The sequence below is a fragment of the Delftia sp. BGA-UO-ETr-SB1 genome, assembly GCF_059567865.1.
Genome location: NZ_JCAQOW010000006.1, coordinates 1,072,381 through 1,096,129, shown reverse-complemented (window position 1 = coordinate 1,096,129; position 23,749 = coordinate 1,072,381). Strand labels below are relative to the sequence as shown.

Here is a 23,749-nt window from a genome sequence, read left to right as displayed (position 1 = left end):
GAGCCGGTATGAAGCTTGCCTTCTACGGTGACGATTTCACCGGGTCCACCGATGCACTCGAAGTGCTGGCGTTCGCCGGCCTGAACTGCGCACTGTTCCTCGACGTGCCCGACGAGCAGACGCTGGCCGAGTTCGGACCTTTCGACGCGATCGGCGTGGCGGGCGCGAGCCGCGCGATGTCGCCGGCCGAGATGGACGCGCAACTCGCACCCGTGCTTGCAGCGATGTCCCGCCTGCCTGTGCCGCTGGTGCACTACAAGGTCTGCTCGACCTTCGACAGCTCACCAACCATCGGCAGCATCGGGCGGGTCATGGACCTGTCTCGCACGGCCTTCGGTGACACCGCGATTCCCATCGTTGCCGCCACCCCCGCGCTCGGCCGCTACTGCGCCTTCGGCAATCTGTTCGCGCGCTCCGGCACCGACGACCGTGTGCATCGCATCGATCGCCACCCAATCATGAGCGTGCACCCTGTAACGCCGATGCACGAGGCGGATCTGGCGCGCCACCTCGCAGGGCAGACCGCGATGCCTGTCACCGGCTTCACGCTGCCGCAACTCACACTCGACCGCACCGAGATGGCGGGCGAGTTGCAGCGCGTGGTTGACGCCACGTCGGGCGGCGCGGTGCTGCTGGACGGCACCACGACTGAGCACTTGACCGAGACCGGCCGGCTGCTCGATTGGCTCGCTGGTGCGGCTCAGGGCCGCCAGACACCCTTGTTCTGCATCGGCGGTTCGGGTCTCGAGTATGCGCTGACGCAGTGGTGGCACGAGACCGGCGCCCTGCCATCCATCCCGACTACGCACGACCGCTTCGACGGCGTGCCGCAGGTGCTGGCCGTCTCAGGCAGCGCTTCGCCGCTGAGCGCGCTGCAGATCGACGCAGCCGCTGATGCGGGCTTCGTCGAGTTGCCGGTGGACGCTGCCGCGTTGGTCGCAGCGAGCGATCCCGCAGCGGAACTCGCCCGCCTCGTCGATCAGGCCCTGCTAGCGCTGCGCGCCGGCCACAGCGTGATGCTGCACAGCGCGCGCGGCCCGAAGGACCCGCGTATCGAAGCGATGCTGTCCGCGCTCGCCAAGCAAGGCATCAGCCGGGAGCAGGCCCGCCACGAAGGCGGCCGCCTGCTGGGACACCGCTTCGGCGACCTCGTCGATGCGCTGCTGCGTGCGCATCCTCTCAAGCGCCTGCTGCTGTCGGGCGGCGACACCTCCAGCCACGTCACGCAGCGACTAGCCCCGCAGGCTCTGCGCGTCGTCGCCCGGTTGGCGCCAGGCGCTCCGCTGTGCCGCGCCATCTCGCGCGAGCCGCACCTGGCACAGCTCGAAATTGCGCTCAAGGGCGGCCAGATGGGCCAGCCCGACTATTTCGTCAAGGCGTTGCTCGGCACGGCCGACGCCCACCTCTCACTTGCATAAACAACAGGAGACATAACCATGAATTCGATCGACCGCCGACGTGCCATCGTGACTGGCGCCGCACTGATCAGCGCACCGGCATTGGTGCTGCCGCGCTTCGCGCGCGCCGCCGAATTTACCTACAAGTTCGGGACCAACCTGCCGGCGACACATCCACTCAACGTGCGAGCGATGCAGGCCGCTGAGCGCGTCCTGAAAGACACGGGTGGCCAGGTTCAGATCAACGTCTTCCCGAACAACCAACTCGGCAACGACGCTGACATGCTCTCGCAGCTGCGCGCAGGCGGGCTCGAGTTCTTCACCGTCTCGGGCGTGAACGTGCTGTCGCAGCTCGTGCCCGTCTCATCGATGTGGGGGCTTGGATTCGCCTGGGCGAACGACGAGGCCGTCAACAAGGCGCTGGACGGTGATCTCGGCAAATTTCTGCGCGCGCAGTTCCCCAAGGTCGGCCTGATGGCGATGGACACCGTGTGGAGTTCCGGCTTCCGGCAGATCACCAACAGCGTCCGTCCGATCAACACGCCCGACGACCTCAAGGGCTTGAAGATTCGCGTGCCGGTTAGCCCTCTGTGGACCTCGCTGTTCAAGCATCTCGGCGCCGCACCCACTTCTATCAACTTCGCGGAGACATATTCGTCTCTGCAGACGAAGGTGGTCGATGGTCAGGAGAACCCTTTGGCGATCATCTCGATCGCCAAACTCTACGAGGTGCAAAAGTACTGTTCCATGACCAACCACATGTGGGATGGCTATTGGTGCATGACGAACCAAAAGGTCTGGAGCCGCATGCCCGAGAAGGTAAGGCCCATCATTGCCAAGCACCTGAACCAGGCTGCGCTCGACATGCGCGCCGATGGCGCGAAGCTCGACGCCTCGTTGCGGCCCGAGCTGACTTCCAGGGGGCTGGCCTTCAACGACCCGGAAATCGGGCCGTTCCGTGCGCGGCTTCTTGCGTCAGGCTTCTACGCCGAGTGGAAGAAGAAGTATGGCGATGAGGCCTGGGCCTTGCTCGAGAAGCACACCGGCAAGCTGGGCTGACCGAGATGCACGCCACACCCATCTCCGAAGACGGCCCGCAGCGCGGCGCCGTCGCTGCCTGGGCGCAGCGCGCCCATCAAGCGCTGGGACACCTGCTCGGCTTACCCGTCGCGCTGCTGGTGGCCACCGAAATCGCCGTGCTGCTGGCCGGCGTGGTCGCGCGCTACATGTTCCACTATCCGTTGATCTGGTCGGATGAGGTCGCCTCGATCCTCTTCCTGTGGCTGGCGATGCTGGGCTCTGCGGTCGCCTTCCAGCGCGGCGAGCACATGCGCATGACGGCAGTGGTGGGCAAGCTCGCACCCGAAGCGCGCGCCTTCCTTGATGTGCTTGCCACCGCCGCGGCGCTGGCATTCCTGCTGCTGGTGCTGCCGCATGCATATGAATACGCGGTGGAGGAGGCGATGATGCGCACGCCAGCGCTGGATCTGCAGAATTCATGGCGCGCGGCCGCGATGACCGCAGGATTCGGGGCGATGGCGCTGCTGGCCGTACTGCGGCTCGTCGCGGTGGGGCGGCCGCGCCAAGTGATGGCCGCCGTCGGCTTGGTCGTCGCCCTGATGGTCGTGATGACGCTGCTGCAACCGGTGTGGCGACAGCTCGGCAACGCCAATCTGGTGGTCTTCTTCGTGGTCGTCGTCGCTGGGGCAGTGTTCGCCGGCGTGCCGATTGCCTTCGCCTTCGGCCTTGCAACGCTGGGCTATGTGATGCTGGCGACGAACACGCCCGTTCTGATCGTCGTCGGTCGCATGGACGAGGGCGTCAGCCACCTGATCCTGCTGTCGGTGCCATTGTTTGTCTTCCTGGGCCAACTGATCGAGATGACGGGCATGGCGCGTGCGATGGTGGCGTTCCTCGCCAGCCTGCTGGGGCACGTGCGCGGGGGCCTGCATTACGTGCTGCTTGGCGCGATGTATCTCGTCTCCGGCATCTCAGGTTCGAAGGCCGCAGACATGGCAGCCGTGGCACCGGTGCTGTTCCCCGAGATGAGGAAGCGCGGCGCCAAGGAAGGCGACCTGGTCGCGCTGCTGTCGGCCACCGGGGCACAGACCGAGACCATTCCGCCATCCATTGTGCTGATCACGATAGGCTCGGTCACCGGCGTGTCGATCGCCGCGTTGTTCACCGGCGGCCTGCTGCCAGGCCTCGTGCTGGCCGTGACGCTGATGGCGGTAGTGTGGGCCCGCTATCGGCATGAAGACCTGAGCGGCGTGCAGCGTGCCAGCCGGCGTGAGATCGGTCGGGCATTTCTGATTGCGCTCCCGGCCATCGCGCTGCCGTTCATCATCCGCGCCGCTGTGGTGGAAGGTGTCGCGACTGCCACAGAGGTCTCCACCATCGGCATCGCCTACGGCGTGCTCGCCGGCCTGTTGATCTACCGGCAGTTCGACTGGAAGCGGATCTATCCGATGCTGGTGGATACCGCAAGCCTGTCAGGCTCGATCCTGCTGATCATCGGTGCGGCCACCGCGATGGCCTGGGGCCTGACGCAATCGGGCTTCTCGAACACGCTGAGCCAGGCCATGCGTGAGCTGCCTGGCGGGGCTGCAGGCTTCATGGCGGTATCGGTCGTCGCCTTCATCGTGCTGGGAAGCATGCTCGAGGGCATCCCCGCGATTGTGCTGTTTGGCCCATTGCTGTTCCCGATTGCCCGCACCGTGGGCATCCATGAGGTGCACTACTCGATGGTGGTCATCCTCGCGATGGGCCTCGGCCTGTTCGCGCCGCCTTTCGGTGTGGGTTACTACGCCGCTTGCGCGATCGGCCGCGTCAACCCCGACGAAGGCATCCGACCGATTGGCGCCTACATGCTGGCCTTGTTCGTCGGCCTCGTGATCGTCGCGGCGGTGCCGTGGATCTCGATCGGCTTCCTTTGAACCCTTCTACCTTCTTATTGGTACCCGACATGACCACCATTTCCGAATCACGTGTCGCGCTCGTCACCGGCGGCGCCAAGGGCATCGGCGCAGAAGTGTGCGCCCGTCTGGCGGTCCTCGGCCACCATGTCCTCGTGGCCGACCTCGATGTCGATGCGGCGACAGCGACGGCACTCGAGCTCAGTGCTGCCGGCGGCCGGGCCACCGCGCTGCGGCTGGACGTCGGCAAGCCCGAGGCTATTGCCACGGCGTTCGAGCAGGTCGAGCGCGAGCACGGGCGCTGCGACATCCTTGTCAACTCTGCCGGCATTGCGAAGGTCTTCCCCTTCATCGACTTCCCGCTCGACAACTTCGTCGCGACGATGAACGTCAACGTCACCGGCACGCTGCTGTGCGCGCAAGCGGCGGCTCGGCTGATGGTGAAGCAGGGCTGGGGCCGCATCGTCAACATCGCGTCTGTTGCCGGCATGCGCGCAGTGGGGAGCGGCCGCACCGCCTACGGCACGTCCAAAGGGGCGGTGATTGCGCTGACGCGGCAGATGGCCGTGGAACTGGCCGAGCACGGGATTACCGCCAACGCGGTGGCTCCAGGCCCCGTCGATACGCCGATGACGCAGGCGCTGCACACCGCGCAGTTCCGCGCCGAATATTCGAAGGCCATTCCGATGAACCGCTACGGCACCTGTGGGGAGATCGCCTCGGCCGTGACCTACTTGGTGTCCGAAGACGCTCGGTACGTAACCGGCATCGCGATGCCCGTCGATGGCGGCTTTCTCGCGTCAGGCGCACGCGGCATATAAGGCCCCAAAACCTCCAAGGGCACCATGCGCGGTCTTCTCCACGCCACGCTCGGCCCTTGGGCTGCGACCTTTCCATCATCCGCGCCCTGTTGCACGCTGGCGCTGGCGCCTTTCGCCCGAACTTCAGCCACGCAACCCACACCCAGCACCAGGAAAGGCTGGACCTGATCTGCCGCGTCGAGCGCGAGACTGGCCGGCCGACCGGCCGATCGATCGGCGTGCTGCTCAAGCTGCAAGAACCGAAGCCGCAGACGATTCGGAAATCTGCCGCTATACTGCGCCCCTTCTTTCTTGAACGAGCTGCTGCAGGAAAGACGTTTTCCGGGCCTTTGCCGCCCGGGTGTCTTTCATCGTCCGTACACCCATCGGACGCGGCGAGCGCCAACCAGGCCTCGCGGATCTGCAGCCATGAGCACTCCTCAACGACTCCAGCGTGCCTTTGCACGCACGGGCATCTCCCTCGACTATCGCGACGGCATCTACCACGTGCGCGATGGCCAGGCCGAGGCCCACATTCTTCTTCCCGACAGCCTTCCCCTGGAGGACAAGGCCGTGCGCCAGCTGCTGGCCTTTGCGGCCGTGCGCCGGCATGACGGCCAGGGCAGCCACGGCGCCGTCTGCCGCGCCTGCGCCACGCCCGACTTCCATCCGGGCACGGTGGCGCCCGTGGGCAGCGTGGTGGCCACGCCATCGGACTTCGTCATTCCGGCCGCCATCGGCACGGACATCAACTGCAGCGTGCGCCTGCTGACCACGGGCGCCCGGCTGGACCAGCTGGCGCCGCACAAGGGCCGGCTGGTGGAACTGCTGACCGCCAGCCTGCTGGGCAGCGGGCGCGACGTGCCCGTGACCACGGCCGCCTTCCGCGCGCTGTTCGACCACGGGCCGGCCGCCTTTGTGGACCGGCTGAGCGGCCAGGGCCTGTGGGGCCATGTCGACAGGGACCGCCTGCACCGCGAGCTGGCCGCCTGCATCGGCCTGGACAGCTTCGCTGGCAGCGCCCGCCACGCGCCCCATGCCTATCTGCAGGAGCGCCATGCCGTGTTCCGCGACCCGTGCCTGGGCACGGTGGGATCGGGCAACCATTTCGTGGAACTGCAGGTGGTCGACGAGGTGCTGGACCGCCACGCGGCCTACCGCGCGGGCCTGCGCGCGGGCGACGTGGTGGTGATGATCCACAGCGGCTCGCGCGACCTGGGCTTTTACGTGGGCCAGGCCTGGATGGACCGCGCCCGGGCCGAGTGGCCGCAAGGCGTGAAGCACCCTGCCAGCGGCCTGTACGGCCTGTCGGGTCCGCTGGCCGGCGAGTACCTGCAGGCCATGGGCGTGGCGGCGCGCTATGCCTGGGCCAACCGCGTGGTGCTGGCCGAGCTGGTGCGCAAGGACCTGGAGCAGATCGTGGGCGCAGCGGATTCGCACCTGGTGGTCGATGTGCCGCACAACGTGGTCCTGCAGCAAGGCGGCATGAACATCCACCGCAAGGGCGCCACGCCGGCCAACGAGGGCGACTTCGCGCTGATCCCGGGGTCCATGGGCGATGCCTCGTACCTGGTCACGGGCCTGGGCGCGGCCGACTGGCTCTGGTCCTGCAGCCATGGCGCGGGGCGGCGCATGCGCCGCCAGGCCGTGCGCGCGCTGCGCCCCGAGGCACATGCAGGCCGTGCGGGCGAACAGGGCTGGCAATGCGTGACGCTGCGCGAGGAGCGCCGCATCGAGGAGGCGCCCGAAGCCTACAAGCCCATCGGCCCGGTCATCGAGTCGCAGGAGGCGGCCGGCCTGATCCACGCCGCCGTGAAGCTCAGGCCCTGGATCACCTTCAAGGCCTGAGCACCGGCAAGCGCCTCACTGCAGCCGCAAGCCGTCCGCCGCACGGTCCTGGGCCAGCTTGCGGTACAGCGTCTGGCGGCTGATGCCCAGCATGCGTGCGGCCTGGGTGACATTGCCCCGGCAGTTCTCCAGCGCCTGCCGCACGGCCGAGCGCGAGAGTTCATCCAGGCTCTGCGGCGCAGCGTCGAGCCGGGGGCCGCTGCGGGCGGTCTGCGCCAGCTCGGCCTGGAAGTCATCGGGCAGGTGCTGCCATTGCAGGCAGTCCTCATGGGGATCGAGCATGGCGCAGGCCGTTCTCAGCACGCTGGCGCACTGGCGAAGATTGCCGGGCCAGCCATGGCCGGCCAGTTGCGCCAGCAGGGCCGGCGCCATGCGCAGCGGGCGCGCGGGTTCGATGTCGGCCAGCATGCGCGCGGCCAGCGCCTCGAAGTCGCCGCGCTCGCGCAGCGGAGGCAGCTCCACGGCCAGGCCGTTGATGCGGTAGTACAGGTCGGCACGAAAACGTCCCTGGTCGGCATCCTCGCGCAGCCTGCGGTTGGAGGCGCTGACCAGCGCGAAATCGACCGCAACGGGCGTGCCGCCGCCCAGCGGCACCACCTGCCGCTCCTGCAGCACGCGCAGCAGCCGGGTCTGCAGCGACAGCGGCATGTCGCCGATCTCGTCCAGGAACAGGGTGCCGCCGTGCGCCTGGCGCAGCAGGCCCGCCTGTCCTTCGCGCCGCCCGCCCGTGAAGGCGCCCTGGCGGTAGCCGAACAGCTCGGCCTCGATCAGCGACTCGGGCATGGCCGCGCAGTTGATGGCCACGAAGGGGCCGTCGCGGCGTGGCCCGCTGTCGTGGGCCGCGCGCGCAAACCATTCCTTGCCCACGCCGGACTCGCCCTGGATGAGCAGCGCAATCGGCTTGCCCAGCACGCGCCGGGCCTTGTCGGCCGCCGTGCGCCAGCGCGCATCGCCCGTGTCCAGCCGCGCCAGCGCATCGCGCGCCGGCTGCTGCGGCGCCTGTTGCTGGTGCTGTTGCTGTTGTTCTGCAACCCGTTCCACGACCGAGGACCGGACCGTGCGCCGGTCCGGCACCAGCTGGCCGAACAGCGCCGTGCCGTCATGGCGCCGCAGCGGCTGGGCCGCATCGGGCTGGCGGTGCTGGCGTGACAGCAGCTCCTCCAGCCCGGCGTCCAGCACCTGCTCCAGCGACACGCTGCCCAGTTGCGCCCGCGACAGGCGCAGCAGGGCCAGCGCGGCGCGGTTGGCGCCCACCAGCCATCCGTCCGCGGAGATCAGCGCAATGCCTTCGGCCACCGTGCCAATGCCTTCGGGCCGCGCGTGCAGGTGCAGGCGGATGTGGCGCTGGCCGTCGCAGGCCATGAGGCGGTTTTCGATCATGCGGGCCGCCGTGCCGACCAGGCCCAGCGTGTGCGGGCTGCCCCGGCCATGTTCGCTGGAGATGTCCAGGATGCCCAGCAGCTGGCCCGTACCCGACAGGATGGGCGCGGCCGCGCAGGTGAGAAAGCCGTTGCGCTCCAGGAAATGCTCGCCGCCCTGGATTTCGATGGAGTCCATCTCGGCCAGTGCCGTGCCGATGGCATTGGTGCCGCGCTGCGCCTCATGCCAGGACGCGCCGCTGGCCAGGGCCACGCGCTCGGCCTTGCCCAGAAAGAAGGGGTCACCGCAGGTATCCACCAGGGTGCCGCAGGGGCCGGCCAACACCACCACGCTCTGGCTGCCGCGCACCTGCTCGGACAGGTATTCCATGACGGGCCGTGAATGCGCCAGCAGCGCATGGTGGCGGCTGCGCAGCACGCCCAGCGCGTGCTGCTCCAGGTTGTCGGCGGCACCCAGCCGTCCTGTGGGACGCAGTCCCTGCTCGATGCAGCGCTGCCACGAGCGCGCCAGGCGCTCGTCCACCAGGCCGCTGGGGCACAGGCCTGACTCCATCAGGCTGTGACGGGCCTGGCGCAAGGCCACAAGGGAGGCTCTCGATTGCATGCTGTCTCCTGCTCGGGCGTCATTGCGCCGCGTTGCAGACCAGTATGCGGGGCCGGCGGGCACCGGGCAAGCCAAGTGGCAGGCCAGGCGCCCGACTGTTCCATTTCTGGACAGTTGTCCTGTTGCGGAACGTCACGGCACAGGGCGAACGCGCACGGGAATACCCGAAGCAGCCACGTCTCGCGTGCCTTTGCGGGCAACTGCCCTGCGGCCTGCAGGCTGGCACGGCTTTTGAATCATGTCTGCCGTCCGGCCATGGCCGGATATCCCGATCCACACCCGATCACAACAGACCCATAAGCATCCTCAGGAGACAAGCAGCATGACCGTCTACGCAGCACCCGGCGCCGCTGGCGCCAAGATCGCCTACAAGGCCCGCTACGACAACTTCATCGGCGGCAGGTTCGTACCTCCGGTCAAGGAGCAGTACTTCGACGTGGTCACCCCCATCAGCGGCAAGGTCTACACCCGCGCCGCGCGCTCCACGGCCGAAGACATCGAACTGGCGCTGGACGCCGCCCATGCCGCCAGCGACGCCTGGGGCCGCACCAGCGCGGCCGAGCGTGCGAACGTCCTGCTGAAGATCGCCGACCGCATCGAGGCCAACCTGGAGCTGCTCGCCTATGCCGAGACCGTGGACAACGGCAAGGCCATCCGCGAGACGCTGAATGCCGACATCCCGCTGACCGTGGACCATTTCCGCTATTTCGCGGGCTGCGTGCGCGCCCAGGAAGGCGCGCTCAGCCATATCGACGAGACCACGGTGGCCTATCACATCCAGGAGCCGCTGGGCGTGGTGGGCCAGATCATTCCCTGGAACTTCCCCATCCTCATGGCGGCCTGGAAGCTGGCGCCCGCGCTGGGCGCAGGCAACTGCGTGGTGCTCAAGCCGGCCGAGTCCACGCCCATCAGCATCCTGATCCTGGCCGAGCTCATTGCCGACCTGCTGCCGCCCGGCGTGCTCAACATCGTCAACGGCTTCGGCCGCGAGGCCGGCATGCCGCTGGCCACCAGCAAGCGCATCGCCAAGATCGCCTTCACGGGCTCCACCTCCACGGGCCGCGTGATTGCCCAGGCCGCGGCCAACAACCTGATCCCGGCCACGCTGGAGCTGGGCGGCAAGTCGCCCAACATCTTCTTCGCCGATGTGATGGACAAGGACGATGCCTTCCTCGACAAGGCCGTCGAAGGGCTGGTGCTGTTCGCCTTCAACCAGGGCGAGGTCTGCACCTGCCCCAGCCGCGCGCTGATCCACGAAAGCATCTACGACCGCTTCATGGAGCGCGTGCTCCAGCGCGTGGCCGCCATCCGGCATGCCAACCCGCTGGACACCGATAGCATGATGGGCGCGCAGGCGTCCAAGGAGCAGCTCACCAAGATCCTGTCGTACCTGGACCTGGGCAAGCAGGAGGGCGCCGAGGTGCTGGCCGGCGGCGGCCAGGCCCATCTGGGCGGTGACCTGGAAGGCGGCTACTACGTGCAGCCCACGCTGTTCAAGGGCCACAACAAGATGCGCATCTTCCAGGAGGAAATCTTCGGCCCCGTGCTGGCCGTGACCACCTTCAAGGACGAGGCCGAGGCCCTGGCCATTGCCAACGACACGCTCTACGGCCTGGGCGCGGGCGTGTGGAGCCGCAACGGCAACGTGGCCTACCGCATGGGCCGCGCCATCAAGGCCGGGCGCGTGTGGACCAACTGCTACCACGCCTATCCGGCGCACGCGGCCTTTGGCGGCTACAAGGAATCGGGCATCGGCCGCGAAACCCACAAGATGATGCTGGACCACTACCAGCAGACCAAGAACCTGCTGGTCAGCTACAGCGAGAACAAGCTGGGCTTCTTCTGAAGTTCTTCCCAGGTGAATGCGGCCGGCGGCGCGCAGCGCGGCCGGCCGCCCAGGAAAGGACCAACCCATGGTTGACAAAGTGACTGCCACCGACGCCGCGCTGGCGCTGATCGCCGACCTGCAGGCCCAGCACGGGCCGGTGTTCTTCCACCAGTCCGGCGGCTGCTGCGACAACAGCGCCGCCAACTGCTACCTGCCCGGCGAGCTGACGATAGGCGCCCAGGACGTGCTGCTGGGCCAGGTGGGCGGCGCGCCCTTCTACATCGGGAAGTCGCAGTATGAATACTGGAAGCACACCCAGCTCATCCTCGACGTGATCGAGGGCCAGGGCGGCACCTTCTCGCTGGAGGGCAGCACGGGCAAGGCCTTCCACACGCGCTCCAGGCTGTTCACGGGCGAGGAATACGCCGAGATCCTGGCCAGCGAGGGCAACGGCCCCTGACAGGGGCCGCGCGGCGGGCTACTTTCCGGTCAGCCGCTTGACCGCGGCCTCGGTCTGGCGCACATGCTCGTCCGGGTCCGAGCCGATGTGCACGAAGCGGACCTTGCCGTCCTGGCCGATCACGTAGGAGATGCGGTCGGCGCGCTGGGGGTCGGCGGCGGCCGAGGCGTCGTAGGCGCGGATGGTCTGCGCCTGCGGGTCCGATGCCACGGCGAACTGGTCGCGGCAGGCCTCGGTGGAAAAGCGCTTGAGCGTATCGATGTCGTCATGCGACATGCCCACCACCGTGGCGCCCATGGCCGCGAAACGCGGCGTGGCCTCGGCAAAGGCGTGGGCTTCCATGGTGCAGCCCTGGGTGAAGGCCTTGGGGAAGAAATACAGCACCACCGGCCCCTTCCTGAGCGTGGCGGCCATGTCGAAATCGAAGGCCTTGCCCGCCACCGCAGCCGGCGTGGTGAAGCGCGGCGCGCTGTCGCCCACCTTGAGCGCGGCCTGGGCCAGCGGCGACAGCAGCAGCGCCGCCAGCAGGGGAGCGGCGGCACGCGCGAAGCGGCGGCCCAGGGATGCGCGTGGGTGGATGGAATCGCCGCAGCGGATATCGGACATGCATGGCCTCCTGAGCCTGGAACGGGATGCCCCATTGTGGCCAATCGGCCAAAGCCCTGGGCGCGTGTGCCGTGCATCAGCGCCGTGCTTCGCCGGGCCTGATCCTGAACCAGATCGAGTACATGGCGGGCAGGAAGACCAGCGTCAGCACCGTGCCGGCCAGCGTGCCGCCGATCAGCGTATAGGCCAGCGTTCCCCAGAACACCGATTGGGTCAGCGGGATGAAGGCCAGGATCGCCGCCAGCGCGGTCAGGATCACGGGCCGGGCGCGCTGGACGGTGGCCTCCACCACCGCCTGGAACGGCGCAAGCCCTTCCTGCTCGTTGTGCTGGATCTGCCCGATCAGGATCAGCGTGTTGCGCATCAGAATGCCCGAAAGTGCGATCAGCCCCACCAGTGCGTTGATGCCGAAGGGCTGCTGAAAGACGATGAGCGTCGGCACCACGCCGATCAATCCCAGAGGGCTGGTCAGGAACACCATGACCATGGCCGATATCGACCGCACCTGCAAGATGATGATGATCAGCGTGATGGCGATCATGATCGGGAACAGGGGCAGCATGGCCGTCATGGCCTTGCCGGATTCCTCGATGGAGCCGGCCTCGTCGATGCGGTAGCCCGCGGGCAACGCCTTCCTGATGGGCTCCAGCTGCCGGGTGATGGCCGCCGAGACATCGGGCGGCTGCAGGCTGTCATCGATGTCTCCGCGAACCGTGATGGTGGGCATGCGGTCGCGGCGGCGCATGACGGGCTCCTCCATCTGCACGGTGACCTCGCCCAGCTGCGACAGCGGTATGCGCTGGCCAGTGGCGTTGGTGAGCGTGAAGTCGCCGACCCTGGCCACATCGTGGCGGGTGCCGCCCGCAGAACGCGCCATCACCTGCACGGTGCGGATGTCCTCGCGCACGGTGGTCACGGGCACGCCGCTGAGCAGGAACTGCAACTGCTGCGCGACCGCCGCAGAGGTCAGGCCCATGGCCTGCAGCCGGTCCTGGTCCAGGGTGAAGCGCATGACAGGGGTGCGCACCCCCCAGTCGGAGTTCACGGTCCGCATCATCGGGCTGTCGTGCAGCACCTGGTGCACCTGGCCGGCAATGTCGCGCAGCCGCTGCGGGTCGGGGCCGGAGACGCGATACGCCACGGGGAACGGGGAGTACGGCCCGAACACGATCTGCGATGCGCGCACCTGCGCCTGCGGAGCCAGTCCCTGGGAGACGGCCTCGCGCAGCCTGAGCTTGAGCGCGTCGCGCTGCGCCTGGTTGGCGGTGCGCACGACGATCTTGGCGAACGACGGGTCGGGCAGCTCAGGCGAGATGGCCAGAAAAAAGCGCGGTGCGCCCTGGCCGATATAGGCGGTCACGATCTCCGATTCGGGCTGCTGCAGCAGCCAGGCTTCCACCGTGCGGGTGGTCTCGCTCGTCTGGCCGATGGAGGTGCCGTAGGGCATCTGCACCTCGACCATCACCTCGGGCCGGTCGGAGATGGGGAAGAACTGCTTCTTCACGATGGACATGCCCAGCACGGAAGCCACCATGAGCCCGCCCACGACTGCAGCCACCATGCCCTTGCGGGCGATCACCTTGCCCAGCACGCGCCGCAGGCGCTCGTAGCGGGGCGTGCCATACATCGCCGCATGTCCGCCTTCGACCTTCTTGAGAGGGGGCAGCATCTTCACGCCCAGATAGGGCGTGAACACCACGGCCACCACCCAGGACGCGATGAGCGCGATGCCGATGATCCAGAACATGTTGCTGGTGTACTCGCCTGCAGCGGAGCGGGCGAACCCGTTGGGCATGAAGCCCACCGCCGTCACCAGCGTTCCGGACAGCATGGGCGCCGCGGTATGGCTCCAGGCGTAGGCGGACGCGGCGACGCGGTCGTAGCCCTCCTCCATCTTCACCACCATCATCTCGATGGCGATGATGGCGTCGTCCACCAGCAGGCCCAGCGCAAGGATCAGCGAGCCAAGCGTGATGCGGTCGAAATTCTTTCCCGTGGCGGCCATGATGATGAACACGGCCGCCAGCGTCAGCGGCACGGCCGCAGCCACCACCACGCCAACGCGCCAGCCCATGCTGGCGAAGCACACCACCAGCACGACCAGCAGCGCGGCCAGGAACTTGAGCATGAACTCATCGACGGAGGCGCTGATGTTCACGGCCTGGTCCGTCACCTTGGTCAGGCCCATGCCCAGCGGCATGTCTGCGTTGATGGCGCCCACCTCCCTGTCCAGCGCCTTGCCCAGGTCCAGCCCGTTCCAGCCGTCGCGCATGACGACGCCCAGCAGCAAGGCCGGCTCCGCACCGTTGCGGATGATGAAGGTCGAGGGGTCTTCGTAGCCGCGCTGGACGGTGGCGATGTCGGACAGCTTGACCGTGCGGCCCTGGGCCACGATGGGCGTGTCGCGGATCTTCTGCAGCGCGTCGAACGCCCCGTCGATGCGGATGAACACCTGCGGTCCCTGGGTCTCCACCGACCCGGCAGGCGTGAGTGCGTTCTGGTTGTTCAATGCCGCGAAGACGTCCTGCGGACTAATGCCCAGCGTGGCCAGGCGCTCGTGCGAGAACTCCACGTAGATCCGCTCGGATTGCTCGCCGACGATGTTGACCTTCTTGACGCCCGGCACATGCAAAAGACGCTGGCGCAAGGCTTCGGCATCGCGCACCAGCGCCCGGGGCTCCTCGCCGCGCGCCTTGAGGGCGTAGATCGCAAAGGTCACGTCGGCGTACTCGTCGTTCACCATCGGGCCGATCACGCCCGCCGGCAGGTTGCGGGCCTCGTCACCGAGCTTCTTGCGGGCCTGGTAGAACTCCTCCTGCACCTCGCCGGGGGGCGTGGAGTCGAGCAGGGTCAGCGTGGTGAAGGCCAGCCCCGGCCTGACGAAGGTTTCGGTGCGGTCATACCAGCGCAGCTCCTGCAGGCGCTTTTCCAGCTTCTCTGCCACCTGGTCCTGCATTTCCTGCGGGGTGGCGCCAGGCCAGGCCGTGATGATGGTCATGACCTTGACGGTGAAGGCCGGATCTTCCGCCCGGCCCAGCTTCAGGAAGGCAAAGACACCCGTCAGCGAAATCAGCAGGATCAGGAACAGCGTGATGGAGCGCTCACGGACGGCAAGCGCCGATAGGTTGAAACGGCCTTCACTCACGGGACGCTCCCGTGGACACGGAGGACGCCGTGGACGTTGTTGCCGTTGAAGGCACCTGCGCCTCGCTGTCCAGCCGCACCTGCGCGCCCTCGCTCAGCAAATGCGCGCCGAGCGCGACGATCCGCTCCCCAAGGCCCAGCGCACCCACCACCTGGGCATTGCCGTCCTGCACCTGAACCACGGTGACGGGCTGGCGCCTGACCTGATCGCCCTGCACCACCCAGACAGCGGCGCCCTTGCCCTCATCGAGGATGGCACTGATGGGGACCTGCAGGGTTGCCTTGCCCGCTGTCGATGTAGATGTAGATGTCGCTGTTGCTGTCGATGTCCCGCCAATCCTGAGCGTGACCGTGCTGCCCAGCGGGGCGCTGGCCGCCGCGCCGGCGTCCAGCACATAGCGGGCCTCAAAGGTGCGGGTGGCCCGGTCGGCCACATCGGACAGCTGGCGCAGTCTGGCGGGGATGACCACATCCTCCCTGCCGAACAGGCGGGCCTGGGCCGCCGAGCCCAGCGCGGGCCGCAGTGTTTCGGGCAACTGGACGACTGCTTCGCGCCTGCCGGCATGGGCGAGGCGCACGACCACCTGGCCGGCACTGACGACTTGGCCAGGCTCGGCAAGTGTTTCCATCACGATGCCATCGGCATCGGCCAGCAGTTCGGCGTAGCGGCTGGCGTTCAGCGCTGCAGCGGCCTGCGCTTCGGCCGCCCTGAGCTGGGCGCGGGCGGAATCCGCGGCCGCCTTGATTTGTTCATGGGCCAAGGCCGAAACGGCACCCGTTCCCTGCAGGTCACGGTAGCGCTGCTCCTCGTCGCTGGCCTGCTGCGCACGTGCCCTGGCGGCTGCAACGGCCTCTTGCTGGGCATGGGCGGCCAGCTTCAGGTCCACCGGGTCGAGGCGCAGCAATGCCTGGCCCCGCCTGACCGTCTGGCCTGTATCCACCAGGCGCTCGAGCACCTTGCCGGCCACGCGAAATCCAAGATCGCCCTGCACCCTGGCCGCGATGGTGCCGGTGAAGACGCGCTCGGAAGAATGGCCTGGCGCTACCAGGGTGGTGCGAACGAGGGGTGGCTGGGTGCGCGGATCCGGCGGCGGGCTTTTGCCGCAGGCAGCGAGTGCAAGTGACAGTGCGCCGACAGCGGCGATGGACAGATGGCGGTGCCGAAGCATGAGGGGTCCCGATCAATGAGCAGGACCCGATTTTGTGATTGGTGACCATTTATGTCAATGGTCACAACTTCGGATTTTAGGGCGACAGGCTTCTCAGCACCAATCCGGCCAGTTGTGCAGGCGCCTCGTCCGCATGGTCGAGGCTGTGCTGCAGCATCACCGGGTTCAGGTAGGGGAGCATGACCAGGAAGATGGCGCGCCCGGTTTCATCCAGCGGCGTCTTGCGCTCGAAGTCGCCCCGCTGGCGCCCGGCATCGAGTATCTGCAGCAGCAGCTGATGCATGCGTTCTTCATAGGCCTGCGCTGCCTGCCAGCGCTCGGCCGACGCGGAAATGGCGATCTCGTACAGCTTGCGGTCTTCGGAGAAAAGCCGCAGCGTGACAGCGACGATCGCCTTGAACAGGCGCCGCAGCTGCTCGGGAGGCGCATCCGTGCTGGCGACGGCCTGGCGGATCTCCGCCTCCATCTCCATCAGGCAGTTGGAACAGATCATCTCGCCGATGACCTGCTTGGACTCGAAGAACTTGTAGATGTAGGCCTTGGAAAAGCCGATGGCCTTGGCAAGGTCGGACACCGTGGTTTTCTCGTAGCCGTAGCGGCTGAAATGCTCTTTCGCCGCAGTCACGATCTGTTGCCGGACATCGTGTTCGACCGGGCCGCGCGCAGAGGTCGGATAGACGTTGGTGGTGCTCATGCGGCCTAGCTTACTCCATCAAAAAAATACTATGCAAGTGACCATTTTGGAATATAGTCACAGCGTCACCACGCTTCTGACTGTTGAACATGCCGCGTCTTGCCGCCCCCGTCTTTCTGATGCTCGCCAGCCTCTGTGCAGGGTGTGCGGTAGGCCCTGACTACCAGCCGCCCGCCACGGCCCTGCCCCAGGCCTACATGGGCAGCCGCGTTCTGGGTGAGGCCAAGCCGCCCTCGCCGGCCTCCTCCACGGACCTTGCAGCCTGGTGGGCAGCCTTTGGCGATGCGCAAATGGCGCGCCTCGTCACGGCGGCACTGCAGCAAAACCTGGATGTTGCCCAGGCCGCTGGCCGCGTGCTTCAGGCACGCGCCGGGCTGGATGCGGCGGCAGCCGCCCTGCTGCCGTCGGCCCAGATCTCGGCGCAAACGGCCAGGAGCTATCAGTCGGTCGAGACTCCGCTGGGCCGGGTGCTCGACTCCATGCCGGGGTTCGACCGCTACGGCAGCGCCCAGGAGGCCAACCTAGGGGCCAGTTGGGAGCTTGATCTCTTCGGCGGCCTGCGCAGGGCCAGGCAGGCCTCCCTGGCCGAGTACCAGGCATCGGAAGCCGGCGCCACTGCCGTGCGGCTCGCGGTGGCCGCCCAGACTGCGGACACCTATATCCAGATTCGCGGCCTGCAGGCGCGGCTGGCAGTGGCACGCTCGCAAGTGCAAACCCAGCAGCAACTGCGTTCCATCGTCGAACTGCGGTGGAACAAGGGCCTGGCACCCGAGCTTCAGCTGCGCCAGGTCGAGGGAGCGCTCGCACGGGCACAAGCCACCGTCCCGCCGCTGGAAAATGCGCTCGAGGCCGCCCTCAACGCCATGGACGTGATGCTGGCCACGGCACCCGGCACGCACCGGGCCGAACTGGCCGATCCCCGCCCGGTCCCCGTATTGCCAACCCTTTCCCTGGCGGAGGCACCCGGCGATCTGCTGCGGCGACGCCCGGACCTCATCGCGGCGGAGCGGCGCCTGGCAGCGTCGAACGCACGCATCGGCGTGGCGATCGCCGAGTACTACCCGAAGCTGTCGATCAGCGGCCTGATCGGCAGCGCCACCTCCATCTCCGCAGGCAATCTCTTCAGCGCCGGCGCATCGCAGGCAAGCGTTGTGGGCGGCCTGCGCTGGCGGCTGTTCGACTTCGGTCGCATCAACGCACAGATCCACCAGGCGCAGGCACAGGAGGCGGAAAGCCTTGCCGCCTACCGGCAGTCGGTACTGCGCGCCACGGAAGAGGTGGAGAACGCCCTGGTCTCGCTGGACAAGCGGCAGGAGCTGATGGCCGTGCTCGCCAGGGGCGCGGATGCGCTCACGCGGGCCCGGCAGGCCGCAGGCGCCGCCTACGACAAGGGCGTGGTCAGCCTGATCGAGGTACTGCAGGCGGATGAAAGCCTGCTGGGCGTGCTGGATGCACAGGCGCAGGCCCGGACGGAGTCGGCGCGATCGACGGTCGCGATCTTCAAGGCGCTGGGCGGCGGTTGGACGCCGGAGCCTTCCAGGGCATTGGCAGCCGCCAGCCACGGTCTGCCCGCCAGCGTTGCCCCCTGAACCTGCCACTTCCCGAAAGGAGCCCCCTTTCCACAGAGCAAAGAAACCGAACACCCCTGCGGGACATGCGGCCCAGGCAACCTGCCCAAGCAGGCAGCCGAAGCCATGGCCCGGCTCCACCCACCCCCATCTGTCAAACCATGCCAAACACAACCCCCTCCCCCACCGTTGCTGCAGCCGCACGCATCCTGAAGCCGGCGCTTGCGGCCATCGCCTTCTCGAGCTGCTTCGCAGCCCATTCGCAGCCGCAAGACGCCTCGGCAGCCACATCGGACGCAGCGCTTTCCCGCGCCGAAGTCATCGCCGATCTCGCACTCTGGCGCCGCGCCGGATTGGACCGCCGTGCGGAGATATCAATCTCCTACGGAGTCGAAACGCAGGAATATCGGGCCGCATACCAGGAGTACCTGCGCCTTCGCAACAGCGAGGCGTTTCAGGCGGAGGTCCGCAAGGCGTTGAGTCGGTAAGGCGGAGCTCCTTCCCGCCCAGGCCATCGCGGCAGCGGCTGGCTGCCTGGGGACGTGGCCCGGGGCTTTGCCTACAGGCCCAGGTCGGACAGACCGGGGTGGTCATCGGGGCGACGGCCCAGCGGCCAGTGGAACTTGCGCTCCGACTCCTGGATGGGCATGTCGTTGATGCATGCGAAGCGCCGGCGCATGAGACCGTCGGCCTCGAATTCCCAGTTCTCGTTGCCGTACGACCGGAACCAGTTCCCGGCATCGTCGTGCCACTCATAGGCGTAGCGGACCGCGATCCGGTTTTCCGCGTACAGCCAAAGCTCCTTGATCAGCCGGTAGTCCAGCTCCTTCTTCCACTTCCTCTCAAGGAGGGCCTGGGCCTCGGCGCGGCTGTTGGCGAACTCCGCCCGGTTGCGCCATTTCGTGTCGGGGGTATAGGCCATCGCGACCTTGGCCGCATCGCGTGTGTTCCATCCATCCTCGGCCAAACGGACCTTTTGGACGGCGCTTGCGAGCGAGAACGGGGGAAGGGGTGGGCGGGTTTCCATGATGTGACCTTTTGAAGAGATGTAGAACGATCTGTCTACATGCGCCACTCTAACGGAGGTGGAACGATCTGTCTACAATATCTTCATGAAAACTTCCCAGCCATCTCTCGAGTCATTGCCGCCCCGCGAGCGCATCCTGGTGGCAGCCCATGGCCTCTTCTACGCAGAGGGCATCCGGGCCACGGGCGTGGACCGGATCATCGAGCGGTCGTCGGTCAGCAAAGTCACCTTCTACCGCCAGTACGCCAGCAAGGACGACCTGATCCGGGCGTACCTCGACTACCGCCATGAACGGTGGATTTCCTGGTTCCAGGCCAGCCTGGCGCAGGCGACTGACGCGGGCTCGCCAGCGTTGGAGGCCCTCGCAACCACCCTCAGGAGTTGGTTCGGCCAGCCCGACTTTCGGGGCTGCGCCTTTCTCAATGCCGCTGCCGAACTGGGCTCGTCCGACCCTGAGATCCTGGCGACGGTCCGGCGGCACAAGCAGGAAATGTCGTCCGTGCTGGATCGCCTGTTCGATGGCCATCCCGTGTCCGTGGGCGCTGCGCTCACCCTGGTGGCGGACGGCGCCATCGTCCATGCGCAGATGGGTCAGCCGATCGATGAAGTCATGGAGAACTTCAAGGCAGCGGCAGCGGGGGTTGTGAATCGGCCCCTGCCCTTGCGCTAGTGCCGCACCGGGTGTGCCGTCTTGCGGCACATCGACCCTACCTCTTGAATCCTGGCCGAATTGCCTTATTATTAGCACTCGTTGGGCATGAGTGCTAACAGTCCTCTGTCCCACATTGCTTCGAATGCCGGCCCGCCGGGCCGGCAAGTCTTTGTTTCAACTTTGTTGATGATTTAGGAGTTGGTATGAACCTGCGTCCCCTGCACGATCGCGTGATCGTGAAGCGCCTCGAGAACGAAACCAAGACGGCTTCGGGCATCGTGATCCCCGAGAATGCCGCCGAGAAGCCCGACCAGGGCGAAGTGCTGGCAGTGGGCCCCGGCAAGAAGAACGACAAGGGCGAAGTGATCGCTCTGAACGTGAAGGTCGGTGACCGCGTTCTGTTCGGCAAGTACAGCGGCCAGACCGTCAAGGTCCATGGCGACGAACTGCTGGTGATGAAGGAAGACGACCTGTTCGCAGTCGTCGAAAAGTAATCCGCGCTTCGAAACCGCACTTTCCAACTGAATCCGGAGAATTGAAATGGCAGCAAAAGACGTAGTTTTCGGCGGCGAAGCACGCGCCCGCATGGTTGAAGGCGTGAACATCCTGGCCAACGCGGTCAAGGTCACCCTGGGCCCCAAGGGCCGCAACGTGGTGCTGGAGCGCTCCTTCGGCGCCCCCACCGTGACCAAGGACGGTGTCTCGGTCGCCAAGGAAATCGAACTCAAGGACAAGCTGCAGAACATGGGCGCCCAGCTCGTGAAGGAAGTGGCCTCCAAGACCAACGACATCGCCGGTGATGGCACGACCACCGCCACCGTGCTGGCACAGGCCATCGTCCGCGAAGGCACCAAGTACGTGGCCGCCGGCCTGAACCCCATGGACCTCAAGCGCGGCATCGACAAGGCTGTCGCCGCCCTGGTGGAAGAGCTGAAGAAGCAATCCAAGGCCACCACCACCTCCAAGGAAATCGCCCAGGTCGGCTCGATCTCCGCCAACTCCGACGAATCCGTGGGCAGCATCATTGCCGAAGCCATGGACAAGGTCGGCAAGGAAGGCGTGATCACCGTTGAAGAAGGCAAGTCGCTGGCCAACGAACTCGACGTCGTCGAGGGCATGCAGTTCGACCGCGGCTACCTGTCGCCCTACTTCATCAACAACCCTGAAAAGCAGGTTGCCCTGCTGGACAACCCCTTCGTGCTGCTGTTCGACAAGAAGATCAGCAACATCCGTGACCTGCTGCCCACGCTGGAAGCCGTGGCCAAGGCCGGCCGTCCCCTGCTGATCATTGCAGAAGACGTCGAAGGCGAAGCCCTGGCAACGCTGGTGGTCAACACCATCCGCGGCATCCTGAAGGTTGTGGCTGTCAAGGCTCCTGGCTTCGGCGACCGCCGCAAGGCCATGCTGGAAGACATCGCCATCCTGACGGGCGGCAAGGTCATCGCTGAAGAAGTGGGCCTGGCGCTGGACAAGGTGACCCTGGAAGACCTGGGCCAGGCAGTGCGCATCGAAATCGGCAAGGAAAACACCACCATCATCGACGGTGCTGGCCAAGCTGCTGAAATCGAAGCCCGCGTCAAGCAGATCCGCATCCAGATCGAAGAAGCCACCAGCGACTACGACCGCGAAAAGCTGCAAGAGCGCGTGGCCAAGCTGGCTGGCGGCGTTGCCGTGATCAAGGTTGGCGCTGCCACCGAAGTCGAGATGAAGGAAAAGAAGGCCCGCGTTGAAGACGCCCTGCACGCTACCCGCGCTGCTGTGGAAGAAGGCATCGTGGCCGGCGGCGGCGTGGCTCTGCTGCGTGCCAAGCAAGCCGTGGGCGACCTGAAGACCGGCGATGCCGAGCAAGACGCCGGCATCAAGCTGATCATGAAGGCCATCGAAGCGCCCCTGCGCGAAATCGTGGCCAACGCCGGTGGCGAGCCCTCGGTGGTGGTCAACGCCGTGCTGAACGGCTCGGGCAACTACGGCTTCAACGCTGCCAACGACACCTACGGCGACATGCTGGAAATGGGTATCCTGGACCCGACCAAGGTGACGCGTACAGCCCTGCAGAACGCCGCTTCCGTGGCATCGCTGCTGCTGACGACCGAAGCCATGATCGCCGAGTCTCCCAAGGCTGAAGGCGGCCCTGCCATGCCCGACATGGGCGGCATGGGTGGCATGGGCGGCATGGGCATGTAATTGCCCGCCGCAACCGGGCAGGCCATGCGCCATGCCCGGTTTGCCCAGCAAGACAAAGGCCGCCCTCGGGCGGCCTTTGTCATTGCATGAACGCTTTTGCCTATGTCTTTCAGGACACGGCCTGGCCCCAGGCCCGGCCCAGGCGTGCCACGGCCTCGGTGATCTGGGGCACGGTGGGCGCCGCATACGACAGGCGCATGCACAGGCCGGCCTTGTCTGCCGCATCAGCCGGGAAGAAGGCCTTGCCCGGCACATAGAGCACGCCCTGCTCCACCGCTGCCGTGAACAGCGCACGGGCCAGGGCCTGGGAATCGCCCGCAAGCCGCTGCGGCGGCAGCAGCCGGGCCCAGACGAACATGCCCCCCGCAGGCCGCACGAAGCGGATCTGATCGCCCAGCGCCGACTGCATGCCGGAGCACAGCGCATCCATGCGCGCCGCGTACTCGGCGCAGGCCTGGGCCAGCTGGGGCGCATAGCGGCCCGAGCGCAGATAGTGCGCGGCGATCATCTGCGCCAGCGGCGAGGTGCACAGATCGGCCGTCTGCTTGGCGATGGTGCAGCGGCGCAGCAATTGGGCGTCGGCCAGCATCCAGCCGATGCGCAGCGCAGGCGCCACGGTCTTGGACAGGCTGGACAGGTAGACCACGGGATTGGCCTGGGCGCCGCACAGCGCCAGGCCCGTTTCGTAGATCGACGGTTCGCGCTTGCCGGCAAAGCGCAGCTCGCCATAGGGATCGTCCTCGACGATGACAAAGCCATGCTGGCGCGCCAGCTCCACCAGGGCCGTGCGCCGCGCCGCGGGCAGCAGGGTGCCGCCCGGGTTGGAGAAGTTGGGCACGGTATAGAGCAGCTTGGGGGCACGCGCATGGGGCCACTGCGCCAGCAGGCGGGCCAGGGCCTCGGTGTCCAGGCCCTGCTCGTCCGTGGGCACGGCAACGACCTGTGCCTGGGCCAGCTTCAGGGTCTGCAGCGTGGCCGGGTAGGCGGGCACTTCGACCAGCACCGGATCGCCGGGCTCGACCAGCACCTTGACCAGCAGGTCGAAGGCCTGCTGCGAGCCCGTGGTCACGATCATGTCGGCCGGTGTGCAGGCAATGCCGCGCGTGGCGCACAGCGCGGCCAGGGCTTCGCGCAGCGCAAGCTGGCCTTCGCTGGCGCCGTACTGCAGGCTGGTGGCGGCATCCTGCTGCAGCGCGGCCATGGCGGCCTGCTGCAAGCCTTCGGCATCGAACAGGCTGGGCGAGGGATAGCCTCCGGCCAGCGAGAGCATGCCGGGACGGCTCAGGTAGGGAAACAGCTCGCGGATCGGCGAGCCTTCGGGCTGTGCGAACAGCGGGTTGAACAGATGGGCGGTGGGCGACGACGCGCCCTGGTCTGCGGTGCTCATGAAGGCCTCCGGCAAATGGCAAAAACAAAGGGGCGCACGCGCAGGCCTGGCGCCTGTGCATGCGCCCCGGGGAAGGGGTTCAACGGT

Annotated in this window: 19 protein-coding genes; 12 read left to right on the top strand and 7 right to left on the bottom strand. The window is 66.9% G+C overall.

Going from position 1 to position 23,749, the window contains the following annotated elements:
* The first annotated feature begins 8 nt into the window (after positions 1–8).
* From AC57B5_RS23720 to AC57B5_RS23700, 5 genes are all read left to right on the top strand, one after another.
* Positions 9–1,418 (top strand): four-carbon acid sugar kinase family protein, encoded by a 1,410-nt coding sequence (locus tag AC57B5_RS23720; protein ID WP_496400466.1) that lies wholly within the window; start codon positions 9–11, stop codon positions 1,416–1,418.
* 18 nt (positions 1,419–1,436) lie between these two features.
* Entirely contained in the window at positions 1,437–2,456 is a 1,020-nt protein-coding gene (locus tag AC57B5_RS23715; protein WP_097201389.1) for a TRAP transporter substrate-binding protein, read from the top strand.
* Between the two features lie 5 nt (positions 2,457–2,461).
* Positions 2,462–4,333: a TRAP transporter large permease gene (locus tag AC57B5_RS23710; protein ID WP_496400465.1), complete on the top strand. Its 1,872-nt coding sequence runs from the start codon at positions 2,462–2,464 to the stop codon at positions 4,331–4,333.
* A gap of 29 nt (positions 4,334–4,362) precedes the next feature.
* The gene (locus AC57B5_RS23705; RefSeq protein ID WP_012207444.1) at positions 4,363–5,133 is read left to right on the top strand and encodes an SDR family NAD(P)-dependent oxidoreductase; all 771 of its coding nucleotides are present in this window, start codon (positions 4,363–4,365) and stop codon (positions 5,131–5,133) included.
* A gap of 408 nt (positions 5,134–5,541) precedes the next feature.
* Positions 5,542–6,960 carry an RtcB family protein gene (locus tag AC57B5_RS23700; protein WP_097201387.1) on the top strand — a complete coding sequence of 473 codons (1,419 nt, stop codon included), beginning with the start codon at positions 5,542–5,544 and terminating at the stop codon, positions 6,958–6,960.
* 15 nt (positions 6,961–6,975) lie between these two features.
* On the opposite strand, the gene AC57B5_RS23695 is transcribed toward AC57B5_RS23700, so the two are convergent.
* On the bottom strand, positions 6,976–8,943 hold the full coding sequence (locus AC57B5_RS23695) for a sigma-54-dependent Fis family transcriptional regulator (protein WP_496400464.1): 1,968 nt from the start codon (positions 8,941–8,943) through the stop codon (positions 6,976–6,978).
* 322 nt (positions 8,944–9,265) lie between these two features.
* Between AC57B5_RS23695 and exaC the strand changes: the two genes are divergently transcribed.
* Positions 9,266–10,789: an acetaldehyde dehydrogenase ExaC gene (exaC, locus tag AC57B5_RS23690; RefSeq protein WP_012207447.1), complete on the top strand. Its 1,524-nt coding sequence runs from the start codon at positions 9,266–9,268 to the stop codon at positions 10,787–10,789.
* A gap of 67 nt (positions 10,790–10,856) precedes the next feature.
* Positions 10,857–11,231 (top strand): DUF779 domain-containing protein, encoded by a 375-nt coding sequence (locus tag AC57B5_RS23685; protein WP_496400463.1) that lies wholly within the window; start codon positions 10,857–10,859, stop codon positions 11,229–11,231.
* A gap of 18 nt (positions 11,232–11,249) precedes the next feature.
* Here AC57B5_RS23685 and AC57B5_RS23680 read toward each other — a convergent pair whose 3' ends face one another.
* The 4 genes from AC57B5_RS23680 to AC57B5_RS23665 all read right to left on the bottom strand — a co-directional run bounded on the left by AC57B5_RS23680 (position 11,250) and on the right by AC57B5_RS23665 (position 16,844).
* Positions 11,250–11,837 carry a peroxiredoxin gene (locus AC57B5_RS23680; protein ID WP_496400462.1) on the bottom strand — a complete coding sequence of 196 codons (588 nt, stop codon included), beginning with the start codon at positions 11,835–11,837 and terminating at the stop codon, positions 11,250–11,252.
* Between the two features lie 76 nt (positions 11,838–11,913).
* Positions 11,914–14,982 carry an efflux RND transporter permease subunit gene (locus AC57B5_RS23675; protein WP_496400461.1) on the bottom strand — a complete coding sequence of 1,023 codons (3,069 nt, stop codon included), beginning with the start codon at positions 14,980–14,982 and terminating at the stop codon, positions 11,914–11,916.
* The gene (locus AC57B5_RS23670) at positions 14,975–16,150 is read right to left on the bottom strand and encodes an efflux RND transporter periplasmic adaptor subunit (protein ID WP_496400460.1); all 1,176 of its coding nucleotides are present in this window, start codon (positions 16,148–16,150) and stop codon (positions 14,975–14,977) included. The genes AC57B5_RS23675 and AC57B5_RS23670 overlap by 8 nt, the downstream gene beginning before the upstream one ends.
* 76 nt (positions 16,151–16,226) lie before the next feature.
* On the bottom strand, positions 16,227–16,844 hold the full coding sequence (locus tag AC57B5_RS23665; protein WP_012207452.1) for a TetR/AcrR family transcriptional regulator: 618 nt from the start codon (positions 16,842–16,844) through the stop codon (positions 16,227–16,229).
* Positions 16,845–16,933: 89 nt separating this feature from the next.
* On the opposite strand from AC57B5_RS23665, the gene AC57B5_RS23660 reads away from it, so the two are divergent.
* Both AC57B5_RS23660 and AC57B5_RS23655 read left to right on the top strand, forming a co-directional pair.
* Positions 16,934–18,433, top strand: coding sequence for an efflux transporter outer membrane subunit (locus AC57B5_RS23660; protein WP_496400459.1), 1,500 nt, complete (start codon positions 16,934–16,936; stop codon positions 18,431–18,433).
* 140 nt (positions 18,434–18,573) lie between these two features.
* Positions 18,574–18,900, top strand: a complete 327-nt coding sequence (locus tag AC57B5_RS23655; RefSeq protein ID WP_496400458.1) for a DUF4148 domain-containing protein — start codon at positions 18,574–18,576, stop codon at positions 18,898–18,900.
* A 71-nt stretch (positions 18,901–18,971) separates the two neighbouring features.
* Here AC57B5_RS23655 and AC57B5_RS23650 read toward each other — a convergent pair whose 3' ends face one another.
* On the bottom strand, positions 18,972–19,439 hold the full coding sequence (locus AC57B5_RS23650; RefSeq protein WP_016445466.1) for a nuclear transport factor 2 family protein: 468 nt from the start codon (positions 19,437–19,439) through the stop codon (positions 18,972–18,974).
* A gap of 85 nt (positions 19,440–19,524) precedes the next feature.
* Here AC57B5_RS23650 and AC57B5_RS23645 point away from each other — a divergent pair, with 85 nt between their 5' ends.
* The 3 genes from AC57B5_RS23645 to groL all read left to right on the top strand — a co-directional run bounded on the left by AC57B5_RS23645 (position 19,525) and on the right by groL (position 22,275).
* Positions 19,525–20,109 carry a TetR/AcrR family transcriptional regulator gene (locus tag AC57B5_RS23645; RefSeq protein WP_496400457.1) on the top strand — a complete coding sequence of 195 codons (585 nt, stop codon included), beginning with the start codon at positions 19,525–19,527 and terminating at the stop codon, positions 20,107–20,109.
* 185 nt (positions 20,110–20,294) lie between these two features.
* The gene (locus AC57B5_RS23640; protein WP_012207457.1) at positions 20,295–20,585 is read left to right on the top strand and encodes a co-chaperone GroES; all 291 of its coding nucleotides are present in this window, start codon (positions 20,295–20,297) and stop codon (positions 20,583–20,585) included.
* Between the two features lie 46 nt (positions 20,586–20,631).
* Positions 20,632–22,275, top strand: coding sequence for a chaperonin GroEL (gene groL, locus AC57B5_RS23635; RefSeq protein ID WP_013800679.1), 1,644 nt, complete (start codon positions 20,632–20,634; stop codon positions 22,273–22,275).
* Positions 22,276–22,384: 109 nt separating this feature from the next.
* Here groL and AC57B5_RS23630 read toward each other — a convergent pair whose 3' ends face one another.
* A complete protein-coding gene (locus AC57B5_RS23630; RefSeq protein ID WP_496400456.1) occupies positions 22,385–23,662 on the bottom strand; it encodes an aminotransferase-like domain-containing protein in 1,278 nt (425 codons plus the stop codon).
* Positions 23,663–23,749 lie beyond the last annotated feature (87 nt).

What these genes read in the sequence shown, in the direction of transcription:
- AC57B5_RS23720 (WP_496400466.1), top strand. Translation starts at nt 9, where the DNA reads ATGAAGCTTGCCTTCTACGGTGACGATTTCACCGGGTCCACCGATGCA.
- AC57B5_RS23715 (WP_097201389.1), top strand. Translation starts at nt 1,437, where the DNA reads ATGAATTCGATCGACCGCCGACGTGCCATCGTGACTGGCGCCGCACTG.
- AC57B5_RS23710 (WP_496400465.1), top strand. Translation starts at nt 2,462, where the DNA reads ATGCACGCCACACCCATCTCCGAAGACGGCCCGCAGCGCGGCGCCGTC.
- AC57B5_RS23705 (WP_012207444.1), top strand. Translation starts at nt 4,363, where the DNA reads ATGACCACCATTTCCGAATCACGTGTCGCGCTCGTCACCGGCGGCGCC.
- AC57B5_RS23700 (WP_097201387.1), top strand. Translation starts at nt 5,542, where the DNA reads ATGAGCACTCCTCAACGACTCCAGCGTGCCTTTGCACGCACGGGCATC.
- AC57B5_RS23695 (WP_496400464.1), bottom strand. Translation starts at nt 8,943, where the DNA reads ATGCAATCGAGAGCCTCCCTTGTGGCCTTGCGCCAGGCCCGTCACAGC.
- exaC (WP_012207447.1), top strand. Translation starts at nt 9,266, where the DNA reads ATGACCGTCTACGCAGCACCCGGCGCCGCTGGCGCCAAGATCGCCTAC.
- AC57B5_RS23685 (WP_496400463.1), top strand. Translation starts at nt 10,857, where the DNA reads ATGGTTGACAAAGTGACTGCCACCGACGCCGCGCTGGCGCTGATCGCC.
- AC57B5_RS23680 (WP_496400462.1), bottom strand. Translation starts at nt 11,837, where the DNA reads ATGTCCGATATCCGCTGCGGCGATTCCATCCACCCACGCGCATCCCTG.
- AC57B5_RS23670 (WP_496400460.1), bottom strand. Translation starts at nt 16,150, where the DNA reads ATGCTTCGGCACCGCCATCTGTCCATCGCCGCTGTCGGCGCACTGTCA.
- AC57B5_RS23665 (WP_012207452.1), bottom strand. Translation starts at nt 16,844, where the DNA reads ATGAGCACCACCAACGTCTATCCGACCTCTGCGCGCGGCCCGGTCGAA.
- AC57B5_RS23660 (WP_496400459.1), top strand. Translation starts at nt 16,934, where the DNA reads ATGCCGCGTCTTGCCGCCCCCGTCTTTCTGATGCTCGCCAGCCTCTGT.
- AC57B5_RS23655 (WP_496400458.1), top strand. Translation starts at nt 18,574, where the DNA reads ATGCCAAACACAACCCCCTCCCCCACCGTTGCTGCAGCCGCACGCATC.
- AC57B5_RS23650 (WP_016445466.1), bottom strand. Translation starts at nt 19,439, where the DNA reads ATGGAAACCCGCCCACCCCTTCCCCCGTTCTCGCTCGCAAGCGCCGTC.
- AC57B5_RS23645 (WP_496400457.1), top strand. Translation starts at nt 19,525, where the DNA reads ATGAAAACTTCCCAGCCATCTCTCGAGTCATTGCCGCCCCGCGAGCGC.
- AC57B5_RS23640 (WP_012207457.1), top strand. Translation starts at nt 20,295, where the DNA reads ATGAACCTGCGTCCCCTGCACGATCGCGTGATCGTGAAGCGCCTCGAG.
- groL (WP_013800679.1), top strand. Translation starts at nt 20,632, where the DNA reads ATGGCAGCAAAAGACGTAGTTTTCGGCGGCGAAGCACGCGCCCGCATG.
- AC57B5_RS23630 (WP_496400456.1), bottom strand. Translation starts at nt 23,662, where the DNA reads ATGAGCACCGCAGACCAGGGCGCGTCGTCGCCCACCGCCCATCTGTTC.